Here is a 17055-nt window from a genome sequence, read left to right on the forward strand (position 1 = left end):
AAAAGGACAGCCCATAACAGGCTGTCCTTTTAAGCTAAATTATTCTCTTAATCACTACCAAACAGATCGCGGGTATAAACCTTATCCGCCACGTCAGCCAGCTCTTCCGCCATGCGGTTTGAAATGATGACATCGGCTTCTTTCTTAAAGGCATCCAGATCGCGGATCACCCGGGAATTGAAGAACTGATCGTCCGGCATGGCAGGCTCATAGATAACAACCTCAACCCCTTTCGCCTTAATGCGCTTCATGATCCCCTGAATGGAAGAGGCGCGGAAGTTATCGGAGCCGCTTTTCATGATCAAACGGTAAACGCCGACCACTTTCGGTTGACGCGCAAGGATGGAATCGGAGATGAAATCTTTACGTGTACGGTTAGCGTCAACAATCGCCGATATCAGATTGTTCGGCACAGCCTGATAGTTTGCCAGCAGTTGTTTAGTATCTTTTGGCAGGCAATAGCCACCGTAGCCAAATGACGGGTTGTTGTAGTGGTTGCCAATACGCGGGTCGAGACACACACCTTCAATAATCTGGCGGGTATTCAGGCCAAGACTCTCTGCGTAGCTGTCGAGCTCATTGAAATAAGCTACTCGCATTGCCAGGTAGGTATTCGCGAAGAGCTTAATTGCCTCAGCCTCAGTGGAATCGGTAAACAAGACCTGAATATCTTTCTTCACTGCGCCTTCCTGAAGCAGCGCAGCAAAGCGTTCAGCGCGCTCTGAACGTTCGCCAATGACGATACGCGAAGGATGCAGGTTATCGTAAAGAGCTCTCCCCTCACGCAGGAATTCAGGCGAGAAGAAGATATTATCAATACCGAACTTTTCTTTAATAGATTTGGTAAACCCAACAGGAATGGTCGATTTAATAACCATCACCGCGTCAGGGTTAATCGCGATAACGTCTTTGATAACCGCTTCTACAGTTGAGGTGTTGAAGTAGTTGGTTTTAGGATCGTAGTCAGTAGGCGTCGCAATGATGACGTAATCCGCATCGCGGTATGCATCTTCTTTATCTGTCGTGGCGCGGAAATTCAGCGATTTATTGCTGAGATAGTCCTGGATTTCTTTATCCACAATCGGCGATTTTTTCTGATTGAGCATATCCACTTTGGCCTGCACGATATCCAGCGCAACCACTTCATGATTCTGGGCAATCAGAATGCCGTTAGAAAGACCGACATACCCTGTTCCGGAGATTGTTATTTTCATTCGCTAATGACTTCTGTGAGTTAACTGTACTGATGGCCGCCAGACCATCGCGATAAACATAACTGTTGGGCTTTGTACCTCCTGGCAAACTGAACTGTCAAGGCAAACCAGGAGTAATCACTACGAGCGGGGCGAGATTCAGACTACTTCGAATAACAGACGACATTTTTTGCATAAAAAAACCCGGAGACAGGCTCCGGGTTTTGATTACAGCGAGTGAGTTAACTTATTCCATCCATTCGGTATGGAACACGCCTTCTTTATCGGTACGTTTGTAAGTATGCGCACCGAAGTAGTCACGCTGTGCCTGAATCAGGTTAGCTGGCAGCACAGCAGCACGGTAGCTGTCGTAGTAGGCCACTGCAGCAGAGAAGGTCGGAACCGGGATACCGTTCTGGACAGCGTAGGCAACCACGTCACGCAGCGCCTGCTGATATTCGTCCGCAATCTTCTTGAAGTACGGTGCCAGCAGCAGGTTGGCGATACCGGCGTTTTCAGCATAAGCATCGGTGATTTTCTGCAGGAACTGCGCACGAATAATACAGCCAGCGCGGAAGATCTTCGCGATCTCACCGTAGTTCAGATCCCAGTTGTTCTCGTCTGACGCCGCACGCAGCTGAGAGAAGCCCTGCGCGTAAGAAACGATTTTACCCAGGTACAGTGCACGGCGCACTTTCTCAACGAATTCGGCTTTATCACCCGCTGGTTTAGCCTGCGGGCCAGACAGCACTTTAGATGCCGCGACGCGCTGCTCTTTCAGAGAAGAAATGTAACGCGCAAAGACGGATTCGGTGATCAGAGACAGCGGTTCGCCCAAATCCAGAGAGCTCTGGCTGGTCCATTTACCGGTACCTTTGTTCGCAGCTTCATCCAGAATCACATCAACCAGGTATTTACCCTCTTCATCTTTCTTCGTGAAGATATCTTTGGTGATGTCGATCAGGTAGCTGTTAAGCTCGCCTTTGTTCCACTCGGTAAAGGTTTCAGCCAACTCTTCGTTAGAGAGGTTCAGACCGCCTTTCAGCAGGGAATAAGCTTCAGCAATCAGCTGCATGTCGCCGTATTCGATGCCGTTGTGCACCATTTTGACATAGTGACCAGCACCGTCCGGACCGATATAAGTCACACACGGCTCACCATCTTCGGCAACGGCAGCGATTTTAGTCAGAATAGGAGCAACCAGTTCGTATGCTTCTTTCTGGCCACCAGGCATGATGGATGGACCCTTCAGTGCGCCCTCTTCACCACCAGATACACCGGTACCGATGAAGTTAAAGCCTTCAGCAGACAGCTCACGGTTACGACGAATGGTGTCCTGGAAGAAGGTATTGCCGCCATCAATGATGATGTCACCTTTTTCAAGGTAAGGTTTCAGGGAGTCGATAGCTGCATCGGTACCTGCGCCCGCTTTTACCATTAACAGGATACGACGAGGCGTTTCCAGAGATTCAACGAACTCTTTCACCGTATAGAAAGGAACCAGTTTCTTGCCTGGGTTCTCGACAACCACTTCTTCGGTCTTATCACGGGAGCGGTTGAAAACGGAGACGGTATAACCACGGCTTTCGATGTTGAGCGCCAGGTTGCGCCCCATCACTGCCATACCGACGACGCCGATCTGTTGTTTGGACATTACATACTCCTGTCAGGTGTGGTCCCGCGATTTATACGCGGTTTGAATGTATTGTTAATGTTAACCTAAGTAAGGTGGAAGGGACCAGAGTTTACTTAACTGTTTCAGTTATAATTCGTACAAAAAGTGAAATAACACAAAGTTTAAAAAGGGCAATATATTCCTAATTTAAACACAAGATAAATACACTAACTATCGACAAGTTCATTTCGTACCCGCCCAATATAAAGCGAACGATCATACAGGAATAAACTAATGAAAACCAAAATAAACAAACCACCACTAAAAATCATTGCTGAGAGAGAATTAAACAAAAGAAAAACCAAAGGCACAAATGTGCATGCTTTAACAACAAATATATCACTTTGTATAGCACACCTAATAATAAAAACTATAATCAAATTATAGATTAGCACCCCAAAAACGCCCCAGCCAATATATGAATCTACAAAATATGACGTATTAGCAGAACCTGTTCCACTCTCGTTTTGCCCCCATTGAAATTCAAAAACCTCTCTTTCAATATTTAATTTTTCCTCACCCTGCATTGAGGCTATGATAGAGATGTTACGCCCCATCAATTCATTTCCATTTAATCTCGAATCTCGATACTTTAGCCAGTCAACGCTAGTAGCATAAGGTATAAAAAATATTCTATTGATTACATAAAAAAACTGACTATCAGATTTAAAAATATTATATTTATCCGGAACGGAACTTAAATCACTCGTGCTTGATTCTGATGATATACCACCACGCGCCAAAAATGATGTCGCCGCAACTAATATTATTGTTACATATAATATCCTGCGTGCCACTTTAGGTCTTATTTGGAAAAACAAAAAGAAAAGTGGAATTAAGGCAATTACACAGACGCTTTTCTCCAAAGTTAATAGCAAGGTAAATAAAAATACAATTACGGAGAAATAGCGCCAGCTATTTTTAGCATAAAATAACCAACATACTGCAAATGGCATTAAGACCGACCGATACATGGCGAAAAAATAATTCAATATTACTTCCCAACCGGTCCGCGTACGCAGAAATGTTTCACGACCATTTGAAATTACATCAATACCACTTCCTCTTAATGCATCAAGTAATGGAATTGTCGGAGCAGTCAACGCCGTATATAACATCAGCAGGCTGTAACTTATAACGATCCCCTTAGATAGGGATGTAAGGTTTAAATTAAATTTTGCTGTTTTGAAGGGGAATAGTAATTTATCAAAGTTAGAAATCAGCACTAGCGTATAAAATAAAATAGATACACTAGATATTGTCATCATTTCAAAAGAATAAACATCACTATTTATAAAGTAGCTAATTATTGCTGGTATGATGTAAAAAAAAAGCGTGCCCAATGGGAGGACGCTTATTAGAAAAAATGTAGACATGGAAATTCCACGATTAACTTGAGACATATAAACTCCACAACCAATTTAAATAGCAAGCAATTTTTCCGCCCAAGAATCGATACTATAATTACTTGTAAATGAAATATCTGATTGCACAAAATCACTGGCAATAAAAGATTGCTCAATCACTGGTTCATCTCGTTTAATAATACAAATATTATTGACATTATAAAACGGATAAGACGTTATCGAATCGTTTGTAGTAATAATTTTTCTTTCCAGAGGTAACAATTCTATCACCCTCATCGTCAAACCGTTTTGGTATGGATGGTGGACATCAATCACGGCAATAGAATTATTGTACTCTTTTGCGATGGTTTCACCTGAAATAGACTTAAGTGTAATCTTAATATGCTTCAGAGCAGATAATGATTTTATATTTTTGATTATAAAAGATGATAGAAGAATAATCGATGGGAAATATAGCGTGAAATTCAAATCATAATCAGCACTATATTTTTCACAAATTTTCTTTAACACATAAAATCTGTCACTATGATAAGAACCAATAAATGATATCTTGTTTGCTTTTGGTTTTATTGACGATTTATTGTAATGGGGCGAATAAAATAAAGGTAAATGCTGTAGATGTTCATATTCTAGTGCATCATTTTTATCAAATGAATAACTTTTATTAAAATGATGTAATAAATGTTCTACATGGGGGTAGTTTTTAATCGAATCCCATGCATAAAAAACAAATTTGCTTTCTTTATACTTTTCCTTTAACCACATCATAAATTCACCGGATATACATTCCGCCTTGATAATTATAATATAATCAAAAGAATCGATCTTTAAATCATTCACTTTCTTTTTCAAGCTTGCTAAAAGAAATTTTTGAACAATTTTTCTCTGCCCAAACAACCTTATAACGATTTTAGCGAGCGCCATATTTGAAGGTTTTTCATCCAAACGCACACACTGCAATCCTTGTCTCTCAATAGCTTTTTCAATCTGTACAGCATAATCAAAAAAATCAGGACAAATCAAAAGGGCATTCATGCAATAACATCCTTTATTTTCAGCACTTTAGCAGGAACCCCGCCTAAAACACAAGAATCTTCGCAGGTATTAATAACAACACTGTTAGCAGCTATAGTCACATTGTTGCCAACAGTAATCCCTCCCAAAACTTTGGCACCCGAGGCAATAGTCACATTATCACCAATTATAGGCCTATTGACATGCGAAAATGGCACGTCCAAGTTTTTTGCACCAATTGTAACACCTTGATAAATTATGGCATTTTTACCGATTTTTGAAGCGCCAATCACAATCCCAAAAGAGTGAGGAATAAACATACCACCAGCAATATCCGTCTCCATACTTATCTCTACATTAAAGACAAGTGTATTTAATAATTGCAACAAACGTGATAAAAACCTCATTCTTTTCATGTGTAAATATTTACTGGCTCTATATAGTGCGATGCATGAAAAGCGTGGATGAAAAGTGTACTTAACAATATTAAGCCTGGTTGTTTTTTTACCAATTTTGTAAATTTTAAAAAAATGAGATAAGTCTTCTTTAATCATGATCAGTTACCTTACGCTATATTGCGCTTAATGAATGATTTAAGTTTTGGTAACATTCTTGATAAACATAACACGACAAAATTATTCGATAATACCCAACCAAGAATCTTCGCTACATACCTGCCTTTGTTTGTAGAAGTAGACTCTAGTAGTGAAAAAAGATATTTCATGTTACTTGTCTTATTAGAAATAATCTGACGATAAACCTCTCCCAGGATGTATCGGCGCTTACCTTTAGCACAAACGTCAACAAGGTGAGCATCACTTTTTCCATATCGATCAATAACAACATCAAGCGTCAGTAAAGATTCAGACATTAGCTCTAAGGTGCGCTCACTAGCACCTTTTCCATGTTTACGATAACGCCCGAGCATTTCATCAAGAAACGCAACTTTCCCCTTCAGGGCGACCTCGATGTAGAAAATCCAATCTGAGACAACAGGGAATAGCGGATCAAAACCATGTTCAGGACACGCTGAACGCCTGACCATTACCGATGAAGCTCCAGGAATACCCCCCTTAGAAATAATATCATAAACGTTTCCAATGAACTCATGGTGCGTAGTATTAGTCAAAAATAAAGTTTCACCAGTTTGATGCAAGAAAATGTCTACAGGATGATAAGAAAGAACGACTTCTGGATCCTCAAATTGTCTAACTTGTTTCTCAATTTTACCAGGTAAAAAAATATCATCACCTCCGAGAATAGCAACAAATTCTCCAGTACAATTGAAAAAAGCAGAATTAGAATTTCCTGTAATGCCTAGATTTACTGGGTTGAGGACAGGTTTTATAATTCCGGGGAATCGCATTTCATATTCATGAATAATTTTAGGAGTATTGTCTGTCGAAGCATCATCAGCCACAACAATTTCCAGGTTTGGGTAATCCTGCGATAAAACACTATCTAATGTCTCCCGAATTAAATCCTCTTGATTGTAGGTAACAATCATGACTGAAACTTTAGGAGAAAAAATGTCATTCATATTTTTTATACCAATAGAAAAAAACAGAAATTGCGAGAAGCAAATATAAAAAATAACTTACAGAATAAGCTATAATCGACCCTTTGAGCCCATATAACGGAACGGAAAAATATATCAAGCTTAGGTACACACAAAAATAAGCCAATTCAAGAAGTATTAATGTTTTAACTTTACCTAATCCCAGCAGAGAAAAAGTCAAAATTAATGCAAAAATTTTAAATACGTCGCCGGGCAACTGATAGATGAAAAGTTCTTTCATCGGTAAAAACTCACGACTAAAAAGGATAATTATAATATATTCTTTTAATATATAGACTAATCCAACACCAATAAAAATAACAGGCGTTAATAATAAAAACAAAGGTAGAATACAATCTTTAATATGAGCTTTAGTTTTCGCGGGTGATATCTTCGGTAGAATATAAATACTTAGAATAGAAGAGATCAGTACTAAATAAACCTCCGAAAAACGAGTCAGACCTTGCCAAATGCCTGAATCGTAAAGCCCATTATGATTTGCGATAAAATCCCTAGCGATGATTTGCGCTGAAGGCAAACAAATCGAAGAAACCAACCCGGCAAATGAATAATGAAGAAGATAATTGAGATTTCTTTCAGGTTCTATATTTTCAGTTAATACATAATCATTATTCGCTTTAAAGTACTCATACATATATTTGAATGCTGGCCCCAGACACATACAAATCGCGAAAACTCGCCAATCAGTTGTAAATAAATATGCGGCACAAGCAATCACAACAGTGAGCAAACTCGCATAAATACTTTTCCTTGCTAATAGATTAACTTTCTTTAATCCGTTTAATATTGCCAGGTAAAAATTAAATCTAGTCTGTAATAATATAAATGGCAAAGATATTAAAAGAAGGATAATTAGATCATAGCTGTCATTTTCTACTGAAAAATAAACTACGCCAATACAGAGTGGTAATATAACCAAAACAGAAAAAAGGCATAACGAGTTAAGAAATGAATTTACTCCTAAATAAAATGCTGTGAATTCGTTATCATCTTTTGTTCTTGCGATCTTAGATGTTACTCCTGCAAAAACAACACCACCACTCATCATTAATAATACAGTTACCAGATTTTGATATAAACCAAAACTAGAGAGGGCATTAGGCCCTCCTACTTTTGCAATTAATTTGATGATAATAAAACCTGCCATTAACTTAACCAAGGTTTGAGACATAGCCCAAAAAGCAGTTTTAATAATCATCATTGCCCCTCTTTACGAAAGCGTTTTATAAATTCATCAATCATAAAGGATAAACTATCGGTAACTGAGATGGGACAGTACTGCATGATACTTTTAATCTTAGCGAGATCAATTACAGGGAAAGTTTCATTTGTTGAGTTTGGATGCCAGACAATCTCACAGTTGATTTTTGACTGTATAATTTCTGCGATCTCAATAGCTGTTGTATTTTTCCCTGACGCAATGTTGAATATTTTTTCCTCACCCTCATAGGCTAAAGCAAGGTATTTTATTGCTTCCGAAACATCAGCTACTGAAACATAATCCTTGCTATATTCCCTGTTGACATACATATTGATCTTTTTATTCAAAATTGCATGTTTAACAATCATGGGTAGAAATAACTTGCTTTCAAATGCATTACCATAAACATTACTTGGTCGTACGATTAAAACATTTTTACCAGATTTTAAGCAGCACTCTTCAGCAGTTAGTTTAGTTAAATTAAAAAGTCGCCTGTTATCATCATATTGTATCGTTATCCCAGTATTCTCTGCTGAATGTTCTGAGTTAAGATAAAGACGCGTGGATGATAGATAAATAAGTTTTTTGAAATTACAATTCGCAAGTATTTGTTGTAAATATATTATATTAGACTCTACTACCTGCTCAGGTCGGGAACAATCACCATTGCCAGCACAATAAATAATAATGTCACTTCCAGCATTAGTCGTAAATAACTCGTTGCGAGTAGGCACAATTACTTCTACTGCTGATGACTGGAAAGTTTTTACGACTTCGCTGCCAATAAAACCATTGCCGCCAACAACGAAAACTTTCATTTTATTCATTCTGAAACCTTGGACTTGAATTCAGCAAACGATATTAATTTTTCATCTTTTGGTGATACGATCGGATTTTCAATTGGCCATGCAATATTGATCTCATCATCACTCCAAATGATTCCCCCCTCATCTTTTGGATCATAAAAACTTGTACATTTGTACTGAAAATCGGCCATCTCTGATAACACACAAAAGCCATGAGCAAATCCAGGGGGAATGTAAAGCTGGTTATTCATTTCAGAGCTAAGAATTACAGAATAATATTTACCAAATGTGCTCGAATTTGGACGCAAATCAAGAGCAACATCAAATACTTCACCAGCAGTTACGGTAACAAGTTTTCCCTGTGGTTTTGTTATTTGAAAATGCAGTCCCCGCAAGACATTACGTACCGATCGCGAACGATTATCCTGAACAAACTTTTCTGTAATACCAATTTCGGCATATTTTTTTTCGTGATAAGACTCAAGGAAAAAACCACGAGCATCCTTAAATACATTTGGTTTTATGAGAAGACAACCATCAAGCCCTGTTTCAATAACGTTCATGTGAATAATACCTTTTCAAAGTACATATAATTAAAAAGAGTTAATTACGCTTACAACTTTCATTATTTCTTCGTTTGTCATTGTAGTATCAATTGGTAAGCTAAGTACTGACTCATGAATCATTTCGGTGACGGGCAAATTCAGATTGTTATATATCGAATAAGCTTGTTGCTTGTGTGGTGGAATAGGATAATGGATAAGCGTTTCAACACCATTCTCTTTTAGGTATTTTTGTAACTCATTACGATGTTCTGATTGAATAACAAAAAGATGCCAAACATGCTCACACTCATTATTGACCTTTGGGAGCTTTATTTTATTGTTATTAATGTGTGTCCTGTAATACGACGCGATATCTCTTCTAATATTATTTTCTCTATCAAGATGTGCAAGTTTGATATTCAAAACAGCAGCCTGAAGTTCATCAAGGCGACTGTTTACTCCAACATATGTATTTTCATATTTTTTGAATGAACCATAATTACGCAATGCGGTTAAAACATCAGCTAAATCAGGATCATTTGTTGTAATCATCCCGGCGTCACCTAATGCACCAAGATTTTTACCAGGATAAAAGCTGAAACCACTTGCATCACCCCAGTTGCCGGTTTTAATTCCATTAAGTTCAGCACCATGCGCTTGTGCTGAATCCTCAAGAATCAAAATACTATGCTTATCAGCAATTTCTTTTAGTTTGTCCATAGGGCATATTTGCCCGTATAGATGGACAGCAAGAATACATTTAACATTTGCATCAAGGTGTTTTTCAACATTTTCTACTGATAAATTAAAAGTATCAGCATCAGGTTCAACGAAAACAGGCTGTAGCTTATTTTCAGTGATAGAAAGTACTGAAGCGATATAAGTATTAGCAGGCACAATTACTTTATCGCCATCCTTTAATTTACCCATCAATTTCCAGGCACGAAGTGTTAAGGTTAACGCATCTAGTCCATTAGCAACGCCAAGCGCAAATTTCACACCGCAATAGTCTGCAAATGCTTTTTCAAATTTCTTTAATTCTGCACCACCAATATACCAACCTGAATCTAATACTCGCGCAAATGCTTCTGTTATTTCTTCTTTATACTGATTATTAATTTTTGCCAAATTGAGGAAACTAATCATTTTGTTCGCCTTGCAAGTTAATCTATAGGGAAATTATTTAGCTTGATAAATCACAATTGTTTTTTACTAATTCCTGGAACTGCTTGTAATCTCTAATATAATCAGTTTCTTCATAGAATGAGTCGGCAAGAACCATTAAAACGCAATCTTCCGAAAAATCATGCATTTCTCGCCACATAGTGGAGTCAATAAGTAACCCTTGGGCGGGATTGTTAAGAATAATATCAACGCGTTCTGAGCCATTATCTAAAATAAAGCGACAAGAACCTTTGACTGCTATAGCAACCTGTTTCAGTTTGATATGCGCATGATAACCACGGCTCACACCCTGCTTTGTATCAAACATGTAATATACCCTTTTTACAGTAAAAGGGATGTTTTTTGACTCTTCGAGAGACACAAGGCAACCGCGTTCATCGCCATGAGTTTGTAATGGAATAAGTTTAATATCCATATAATTAGTGCGCCCCATCTAATAATCTTAACAAGTAGCTACCATAATCATTTTTACTTTGCTCTTTAGCCCTGTTTTCTAAAGTTTCTGTTGAGATCCACCCATTTCGCCACCCGATCTCTTCAAGACATGCAATCATCATACCTTGACGTTTTTGAACCGTTTCAACGAAATTTCCCGCTTCGATCAAACTTTCATGTGTTCCAGTATCCAACCAAGCGAAACCTCGACCCAGGAGTTCTACTTTTAGTTTACCCTGTTTAAGGTATTTTTGGTTAATTGATGTAATCTCAAGTTCACCTCGTTCTGAAGGGGTGATACCTTTGGCTATCGAAATCACCTCATTATCGTAGAAATAAAGCCCAGTGACAGCCCAATTAGATTTTGGAACTTTCGGTTTCTCTTCAATTGAGATGACATTATTATTTGAGTCAAACTCAACCACTCCAAAGCTTTTCGGGTTCATTACTTGATAGCCAAATACAGTTGCACCATCTTTATTCTCCGCAGCTTCCCGTAATTTTTTACTAAAACTCTGACCAAAAAATATGTTATCGCCTAATACAAGGCATACGCTATCATCACCAATAAAATCCTCGGCAATAATAAAAGCTTGAGCCAGCCCTTCAGGTTTAGGCTGAACAGCATAAGATAAATTCACTCCGAAATCAGAACCATCACCGAGTAAACGCTTAAAACTTTCGTTATCTTCAGGTGTTGTGATGATCATAATATCCTTAATCCCCGCAAGCATTAATACGGAAAGCGGATAATAAATCATAGGTTTATCATAAACCGGTAAAAGTTGTTTTGAAACGCCTTTAGTTATTGGATATAAGCGTGTACCAGAACCACCAGCCAATATAATTCCTTTCATACTGTCACCTCTTAAGGGTAAATTTAATATTTTTTATTTTCTTGACAACGAACGTATCTAACTCAGTTTCTGTCATTATAATTCTTAGCAACCCAAGATTGATAACTCCCTGTTTTCACATTATCAATCCATTGTTGATTACACAGATACCATTCCACCGTTTTGCGGATCCCACTTTCAAAGGTCTCGAGCGGCTTCCAACCCAACGTCTGGCTAATCTTCTCAGCATCAATGGCATAACGGCGGTCATGACCCGGACGGTCAGTCACATAGGTGATTTGATCGCGGTAAGACCCCACCTTCGGCACAATCTCATCAAGCAGGTCGCAAATCGTTTGTACCACTTCCAGGTTCTGCTTCTCGTTATGGCCACCAATGTTGTACGTTTCACCCGGTTTCCCTTGAGTGACAACGGTGTAGAGTGCGCGCGCGTGATCTTCTACATATAGCCAGTCACGGATTTGATCGCCCTTGCCGTAAATAGGCAGAGCTTTACCGTCCAGCGCATTCAAAATAACGAGCGGGATCAACTTTTCCGGGAAATGGTACGGGCCGTAGTTATTTGAACAGTTGGTGACAATGGTCGGGAAACCGTAAGTACGCAGCCAGGCACGAACCAAATGGTCGCTGGAGGCTTTCGACGCCGAATACGGGCTGCTAGGAGCATACGCGGTAGTTTCAGTGAAGAGTGGCAGCTCAGTTGATGCCGGATGCTCATCAGGATGCGGCAAATCACCATACACTTCGTCGGTTGAGATGTGGTGAAAACGAAACGCTTTCTTCGCCTGCTCATCCAACGTTGACCAGTATGCTCGTGCGGCTTCCAGCAGCACATAAGTGCCGACGATATTGGTTTCGATAAACGCAGCCGGGCCGGTAATAGAACGATCGACGTGACTTTCAGCAGCCAGGTGCATAACCGCATCAGGCTTATGTTCTGCGAAGATACGATCCATTGCATTTTTGTCGCAAATGTCCGCATGCTCAAAAACATATCGATCGCTGTCGCTGACTTCACTAAGCGACTCAAGGTTGCCGGCATAGGTCAGCTTATCCACATTGACGACGTCGTCCTGGGTATTTTTAATAATATGTCGTACAACCGCTGAGCCGATAAAGCCGGCCCCGCCCGTCACAAGAATTTTCACGTTATCTGTTCCGTCTGTTGGAAATGTCTGGATATTTACGCTCTGAATCCGATCGGTTTTGACGGTTTCAGAAATTGAGCACGCTACCGCCCCTGGCTTAACAGCTACCAGTGCACTGAGCGATGTCTGATTAAATGATTTTTCTTGTCTGGATCCAGACAAAAAACTGGCGTTAATTGTCGTCCTAAACGACCTCAGAAACAAGCACAAATCGCTACAAAGAGATCCCGATTTAAACCCTGTAACCCTATGTAATCATAGGATTAATAATAAAAAACGGCAGTCATCATTTTGGCTATATTTCAATACACCAAAATAATGACTGCCGCTTGTTCAAGACGTTGCAGGAATATCAGTCGTTTGCGAGCAACTTCTCAATACGGGTTCTGAACTTCGCCCCTTCCTTCAGGTTACGCAGCCCATAGTTCACGAACGCCTGCATATAACCCATTTTCTTACCACAGTCATAGCTGTCGCCGGTCATCAGCATCGCGTCAACAGACTGCTTCTTCGCCAACTCGGCAATCGCGTCGGTCAGCTGAATACGATCCCAGGCGCCTGGCTCAGTTTTTTCCAGCTCGGTCCAGATATCCGCGTTAAGAACATAACGACCCACTGCCATCAGGTCCGAATCCAGCGTCTGTGGCTGATCCGGTTTTTCGATGAACTCAACGATACGGCTCACCTGCCCTTCCGTTTCCAGCGGTTCTTTAGTCTGGATAACAGAATACTCAGAGAGATCGCCTTTCATGCGTTTCGCCAGCACCTGGCTACGGCCCGTTTCATTGAAACGTGCCACCATTGCCGCCAGGTTGTAACGCAGCGGATCGGCAGAAGCGGTATCGATGATAATGTCAGGAAGAACAACAATGAATGGGTTATCACCCACAACCGGGCGAGCACATAGGATAGAATGCCCCAGACCCAGCGGCTGCGCCTGGCGCACGTTCATTATAGTCACGCCCGGCGGACAAATAGACTGCACTTCCGCCAGCAGCTGGCGTTTGACGCGCTGCTCAAGCAGCGCTTCGAGTTCGTAAGATGTGTCGAAGTGGTTTTCTACCGCATTCTTGGAGGAGTGCGTAACCAGGACGATTTCTTTGATCCCTGCAGCAACAATCTCATCGACAATGTACTGAATCATTGGTTTGTCGACGATCGGCAGCATCTCTTTAGGAATGGCTTTTGTGGCTGGCAGCATATGCATGCCCAGGCCTGCTACCGGAATGACTGCTTTCAAATTGATCATTATCTCTTCCACCTTAATATGGTTGACGAAGTATAAACTGTGTCAGGAAAAATGCCTGAAGAAGAAAGTCTACTCCGTCGAATGCAAATCACGTTTGGCTCAGAACTCTGATTACTTAAGCTCATTACGCTATAAGTGTGACCCAGAATCGTCGGAAACCCTACCAATAAAAAAGAGGATAAACGTGTTTCCGACAAATCCCAGATCGTCGGTTGCTACTCAGAAATAAACGTGATGTCATCTTTCTTCTCATGCACGAATTCGTACTTCAACGTACGGTCCAGTCCTTGAGATAGGGTATAAGGTGCTTTAAAACCAGAGGTGTGCACTTTAGTGGCATCAAACTGAGTGGTGGCACAGAATTTTTTTACACGTACGGAACTAATCGCATACTTCTTGCCGGTAACTTTGCTAAGGATATCAAAGCAAAAACCGCCTAGCATTCCTAAAGGATAAGGGAGGTGAACTGAAGGGATTTTTTTGCTGAGGCTCTTTTCAACCTCAGCAACTAATTGATTCATATTCAGATCGGGTTTGTCGACATAGTTGTAGACGTCGTAGCCAGGGTTGGCGTTGCTCAATCTGAATTTGATAAACTCAACAATATTACCCACATAAGCCATAGACTTAAAGTTGGTTCCGGCGCCCACCATTGCGAATTTTCCACCCGCGATTTGCTTCAGAAGATTGTAGACATTGCCACGATTGCGTTCACCAAAAATGACCGTTGGACGAATAATAGTCAGAGATCGTTCTTCAGGCGCTTTGTTGAACCATTCTCTCAGAACCTCTTCCGCCTGCCACTTACTTTTACCGTAGTGGTTGAAAGGATCATGCGGGTGAGATTCGTCAGGATTGACTTTATTAAGACCATAAACGGCAACTGAACTGGTAAAAATAATATTCTTAACATTATTTTTTTCCATAGCTGCCAGTACATTACGTGTACCCTGAACGTTGACATCATAGTAGAGCGACGTTGGGCTGACATCATCACGATGCTCAGCGGCGAGCAATACCACCGTGTCGAAACCTGCAAGAGCGTGATCGAGTTGCTCCTGATTGCGCACATCTCCGGAAACAGTAATGTCAGGGTAGAAATGACTTTGCTGTTTGTCGAAGTTGGTTACATTAAACTCAGCCTTAGAAATCTCGATCAAACGAGTCCCAACGAAACCGGACGCGCCAATAAACAAAACTTTATCGTTCATAAACCACTCAGTGCGTTATGTGTGTTTGGCAAACCTCCGGTAATCTCTGTATTCCCTGAGGTATCGCTAATGATAAGACAGAACTGACAAAAAGATGGCACGGATTATAAACCCTAAAATCGCTGAGTTCAGTAACAAATTTTAGGGATTACCGCGCACTCAATGAGAAGTGACCTCACGACTTACTTTCTGAAGGAAGGAAGCGCAAAGTTAAGCCTTTCCACATTCACCACCTGCTGGTCGACCCGGTCAATATCGACCGAGCTTTGCCCCTTCTCATTCACAGCTTTTATGTTCGCCAGCGACAGCAACGTCTCGTCTTTCGCCATGAATTTACCCCGCACATCCTTGCGCAGGTCGAAGTTGATCTTCAGGGCGGGCCCCACAGCGGCTTCTTGCATCACATTGATATTGCGTAAAAAAAGATGCTGCGGCTTGTTGTGCAGCTCAAGCGTCGCCCGCTGCATTTCCACGTTGGTTATCGCCACAAACGAGGTGGCGTTACCGGATGAAATCTGTATTCCGCGCAATTTATAGGCAAGCTGGCGGTTATCGAGATGAATATTGTTGAGCTTGAAGTTCTGCGGGATGGACAAATAATCGCCTTTTATCACCCCATAGCCGATTAACATTCCGGCGCTGTTAACCATATCGACATTATCAATAATGAAATTATCACAGCCATAAATGGCCACCGTGGCGTTGTCTATTCCCGCCTTTTTACTGAAGTCGGGAGTAATATTTTTGGCTTTGATATTACGGATAACAAAATGCTTTCCGTTTTCAACGTGCACCAGCTGACGACAGTTGCTGCCGGTGATGTTTGCCACCACGAAGTTCTTGACGGTTTGCTTCTCCGGATAGTCGTTATCGTAGGTGCTGCCGGCGAGGCCAATGCCGATGCCCCAGTTGATCTTGCCGTTGGTGCAGTTGATGTTGTCAATGACATGATCGGAGATCAGGATATTGCGATCGTTGATGGCGACGTTCCACTCGATCGCATCCCCCTGCAGATGGCTAAATTTGCTGTTGGTGATGCGGGCGCCATCCACCTGATTGTGGAAACCCTGGCGCAGGATGGCGTAGTTGGCCTGGCTTACGCTGATGTTATCAATCAGCAAATTGCGCATCACGCTCGGTTTCTTGCCGCCGATGTAGATCTGCGCCACCGGGCCAAAACCGCTCATGGCCAGCCCTTTGATGACGCAGTCAGAGCCGCGAACGTCGAGCGTAATGTTCTCCGTGCGACCAGCGCCTTCGCCTATTACTTTGCTGCCTTCCTGCAGAACAAAGCGGCCGCGCCCGTTGCCGGTTAACGCCCCGCGGATCAGCAGCGTTTTACCGTCGGGAATGAAAATGCCCGTATTGATGTTTTCGCAGGTGAGCCCGGCAGGGACCATGACGGTGTCGCCGTCATTAAACGCCTGCTTAAAGGCGGCGATCCAGTCGTTATTATTGTACTGATTAACAGAGACCGTTCTTCCGGCTGCCGCCCGCGCAATGCGTGACGACAGCAGCGGCGTGGCCGCCAGAACGGACAGAGAAGAAACAAAGGTGCGTCGGGTAATCTTTTTCAGCATACATCCTCGG

Annotated in this window: 16 protein-coding genes; all 16 read right to left on the reverse strand. The window is 41.3% G+C overall.

All coding sequences use genetic code 11. The annotated features are described in order from the left end of the window. Positions 1-47: 47 nt before the first annotated feature. On the reverse strand, positions 48-1214 hold the full coding sequence (gene ugd, locus LBF07_RS03245) for a UDP-glucose 6-dehydrogenase (protein ID WP_033145958.1): 1167 nt from the start codon (positions 1212-1214) through the stop codon (positions 48-50). A 226-nt stretch (positions 1215-1440) separates the two neighbouring features. Next, a complete protein-coding gene (gene gndA, locus LBF07_RS03250) occupies positions 1441-2847 on the reverse strand; it encodes an NADP-dependent phosphogluconate dehydrogenase (protein ID WP_094934021.1) in 1407 nt (468 codons plus the stop codon). 188 nt (positions 2848-3035) lie between these two features. Continuing rightward, on the reverse strand, positions 3036-4271 hold the full coding sequence (locus LBF07_RS03255) for a hypothetical protein (RefSeq protein ID WP_127341051.1): 1236 nt from the start codon (positions 4269-4271) through the stop codon (positions 3036-3038). A gap of 18 nt (positions 4272-4289) precedes the next feature. Beyond that, entirely contained in the window at positions 4290-5270 is a 981-nt protein-coding gene (locus tag LBF07_RS03260) for a hypothetical protein (protein ID WP_094934023.1), read from the reverse strand. After that, a complete protein-coding gene (locus LBF07_RS03265; protein WP_094934024.1) occupies positions 5267-5803 on the reverse strand; it encodes a serine O-acetyltransferase in 537 nt (178 codons plus the stop codon). Before LBF07_RS03265 ends, LBF07_RS03260 begins: the two co-directional genes overlap by 4 nt. An 11-nt stretch (positions 5804-5814) precedes the next feature. Continuing rightward, on the reverse strand, positions 5815-6789 hold the full coding sequence (locus tag LBF07_RS03270) for a glycosyltransferase (RefSeq protein WP_094934025.1): 975 nt from the start codon (positions 6787-6789) through the stop codon (positions 5815-5817). Beyond that, complete coding sequence (locus tag LBF07_RS03275; protein ID WP_127341052.1) at positions 6782-8029, reverse strand: hypothetical protein; 1248 nt, start codon at positions 8027-8029, stop codon at positions 6782-6784. The genes LBF07_RS03270 and LBF07_RS03275 overlap by 8 nt, the downstream gene beginning before the upstream one ends. Further along, the gene (locus LBF07_RS03280; RefSeq protein WP_094934027.1) at positions 8026-8856 is read right to left on the reverse strand and encodes an NAD(P)-dependent oxidoreductase; all 831 of its coding nucleotides are present in this window, start codon (positions 8854-8856) and stop codon (positions 8026-8028) included. Before LBF07_RS03280 ends, LBF07_RS03275 begins: the two co-directional genes overlap by 4 nt. Then, positions 8853-9398 carry a dTDP-4-dehydrorhamnose 3,5-epimerase gene (rfbC, locus tag LBF07_RS03285; RefSeq protein WP_094934028.1) on the reverse strand — a complete coding sequence of 182 codons (546 nt, stop codon included), beginning with the start codon at positions 9396-9398 and terminating at the stop codon, positions 8853-8855. Before rfbC ends, LBF07_RS03280 begins: the two co-directional genes overlap by 4 nt. Before the next feature lie 30 nt (positions 9399-9428). Next, complete coding sequence (locus LBF07_RS03290) at positions 9429-10526, reverse strand: DegT/DnrJ/EryC1/StrS aminotransferase family protein (protein WP_094934029.1); 1098 nt, start codon at positions 10524-10526, stop codon at positions 9429-9431. A gap of 37 nt (positions 10527-10563) precedes the next feature. Continuing rightward, the gene (locus LBF07_RS03295) at positions 10564-10980 is read right to left on the reverse strand and encodes an FdtA/QdtA family cupin domain-containing protein (RefSeq protein ID WP_094934304.1); all 417 of its coding nucleotides are present in this window, start codon (positions 10978-10980) and stop codon (positions 10564-10566) included. A 4-nt stretch (positions 10981-10984) separates the two neighbouring features. Then, positions 10985-11857, reverse strand: coding sequence for a glucose-1-phosphate thymidylyltransferase RfbA (gene rfbA / locus LBF07_RS03300; protein WP_094934030.1), 873 nt, complete (start codon positions 11855-11857; stop codon positions 10985-10987). Between the two features lie 62 nt (positions 11858-11919). Beyond that, entirely contained in the window at positions 11920-13005 is a 1086-nt protein-coding gene (gene rfbB / locus LBF07_RS03305) for a dTDP-glucose 4,6-dehydratase (RefSeq protein WP_094934031.1), read from the reverse strand. 352 nt (positions 13006-13357) lie between these two features. Then, positions 13358-14254, reverse strand: a complete 897-nt coding sequence (galF, locus tag LBF07_RS03310; RefSeq protein ID WP_094934033.1) for a GalU regulator GalF — start codon at positions 14252-14254, stop codon at positions 13358-13360. Positions 14255-14469: 215 nt separating this feature from the next. Then, entirely contained in the window at positions 14470-15465 is a 996-nt protein-coding gene (locus tag LBF07_RS03315; protein WP_094934034.1) for an NAD-dependent epimerase/dehydratase family protein, read from the reverse strand. 182 nt (positions 15466-15647) lie between these two features. Next, positions 15648-17045 (reverse strand): colanic acid biosynthesis protein WcaM, encoded by a 1398-nt coding sequence (wcaM, locus tag LBF07_RS03320; RefSeq protein WP_094934035.1) that lies wholly within the window; start codon positions 17043-17045, stop codon positions 15648-15650. Positions 17046-17055: the final 10 nt, after the last annotated feature.

This window comes from Enterobacter cloacae complex sp. ECL352 (assembly GCF_020149545.1).
Classification (GTDB): Bacteria; Pseudomonadota; Gammaproteobacteria; order Enterobacterales; family Enterobacteriaceae; genus Enterobacter; species Enterobacter asburiae_B.

Coding starts and splice junctions, on each gene's coding strand:
- ugd (WP_033145958.1), bottom strand. CDS start 1,214: ATGAAAATAACAATCTCCGGAACAGGGTATGTCGGTCTTTCTAACGGC.
- gndA (WP_094934021.1), bottom strand. CDS start 2,847: ATGTCCAAACAACAGATCGGCGTCGTCGGTATGGCAGTGATGGGGCGC.
- LBF07_RS03255 (WP_127341051.1), bottom strand. CDS start 4,271: ATGTCTCAAGTTAATCGTGGAATTTCCATGTCTACATTTTTTCTAATA.
- LBF07_RS03260 (WP_094934023.1), bottom strand. CDS start 5,270: ATGAATGCCCTTTTGATTTGTCCTGATTTTTTTGATTATGCTGTACAG.
- LBF07_RS03265 (WP_094934024.1), bottom strand. CDS start 5,803: ATGATTAAAGAAGACTTATCTCATTTTTTTAAAATTTACAAAATTGGT.
- LBF07_RS03270 (WP_094934025.1), bottom strand. CDS start 6,789: ATGAATGACATTTTTTCTCCTAAAGTTTCAGTCATGATTGTTACCTAC.
- LBF07_RS03275 (WP_127341052.1), bottom strand. CDS start 8,029: ATGATGATTATTAAAACTGCTTTTTGGGCTATGTCTCAAACCTTGGTT.
- LBF07_RS03280 (WP_094934027.1), bottom strand. CDS start 8,856: ATGAATAAAATGAAAGTTTTCGTTGTTGGCGGCAATGGTTTTATTGGC.
- rfbC (WP_094934028.1), bottom strand. CDS start 9,398: ATGAACGTTATTGAAACAGGGCTTGATGGTTGTCTTCTCATAAAACCA.
- LBF07_RS03290 (WP_094934029.1), bottom strand. CDS start 10,526: ATGATTAGTTTCCTCAATTTGGCAAAAATTAATAATCAGTATAAAGAA.
- LBF07_RS03295 (WP_094934304.1), bottom strand. CDS start 10,980: ATGGATATTAAACTTATTCCATTACAAACTCATGGCGATGAACGCGGT.
- rfbA (WP_094934030.1), bottom strand. CDS start 11,857: ATGAAAGGAATTATATTGGCTGGTGGTTCTGGTACACGCTTATATCCA.
- galF (WP_094934033.1), bottom strand. CDS start 14,254: ATGATCAATTTGAAAGCAGTCATTCCGGTAGCAGGCCTGGGCATGCAT.
- LBF07_RS03315 (WP_094934034.1), bottom strand. CDS start 15,465: ATGAACGATAAAGTTTTGTTTATTGGCGCGTCCGGTTTCGTTGGGACT.
- wcaM (WP_094934035.1), bottom strand. CDS start 17,045: ATGCTGAAAAAGATTACCCGACGCACCTTTGTTTCTTCTCTGTCCGTT.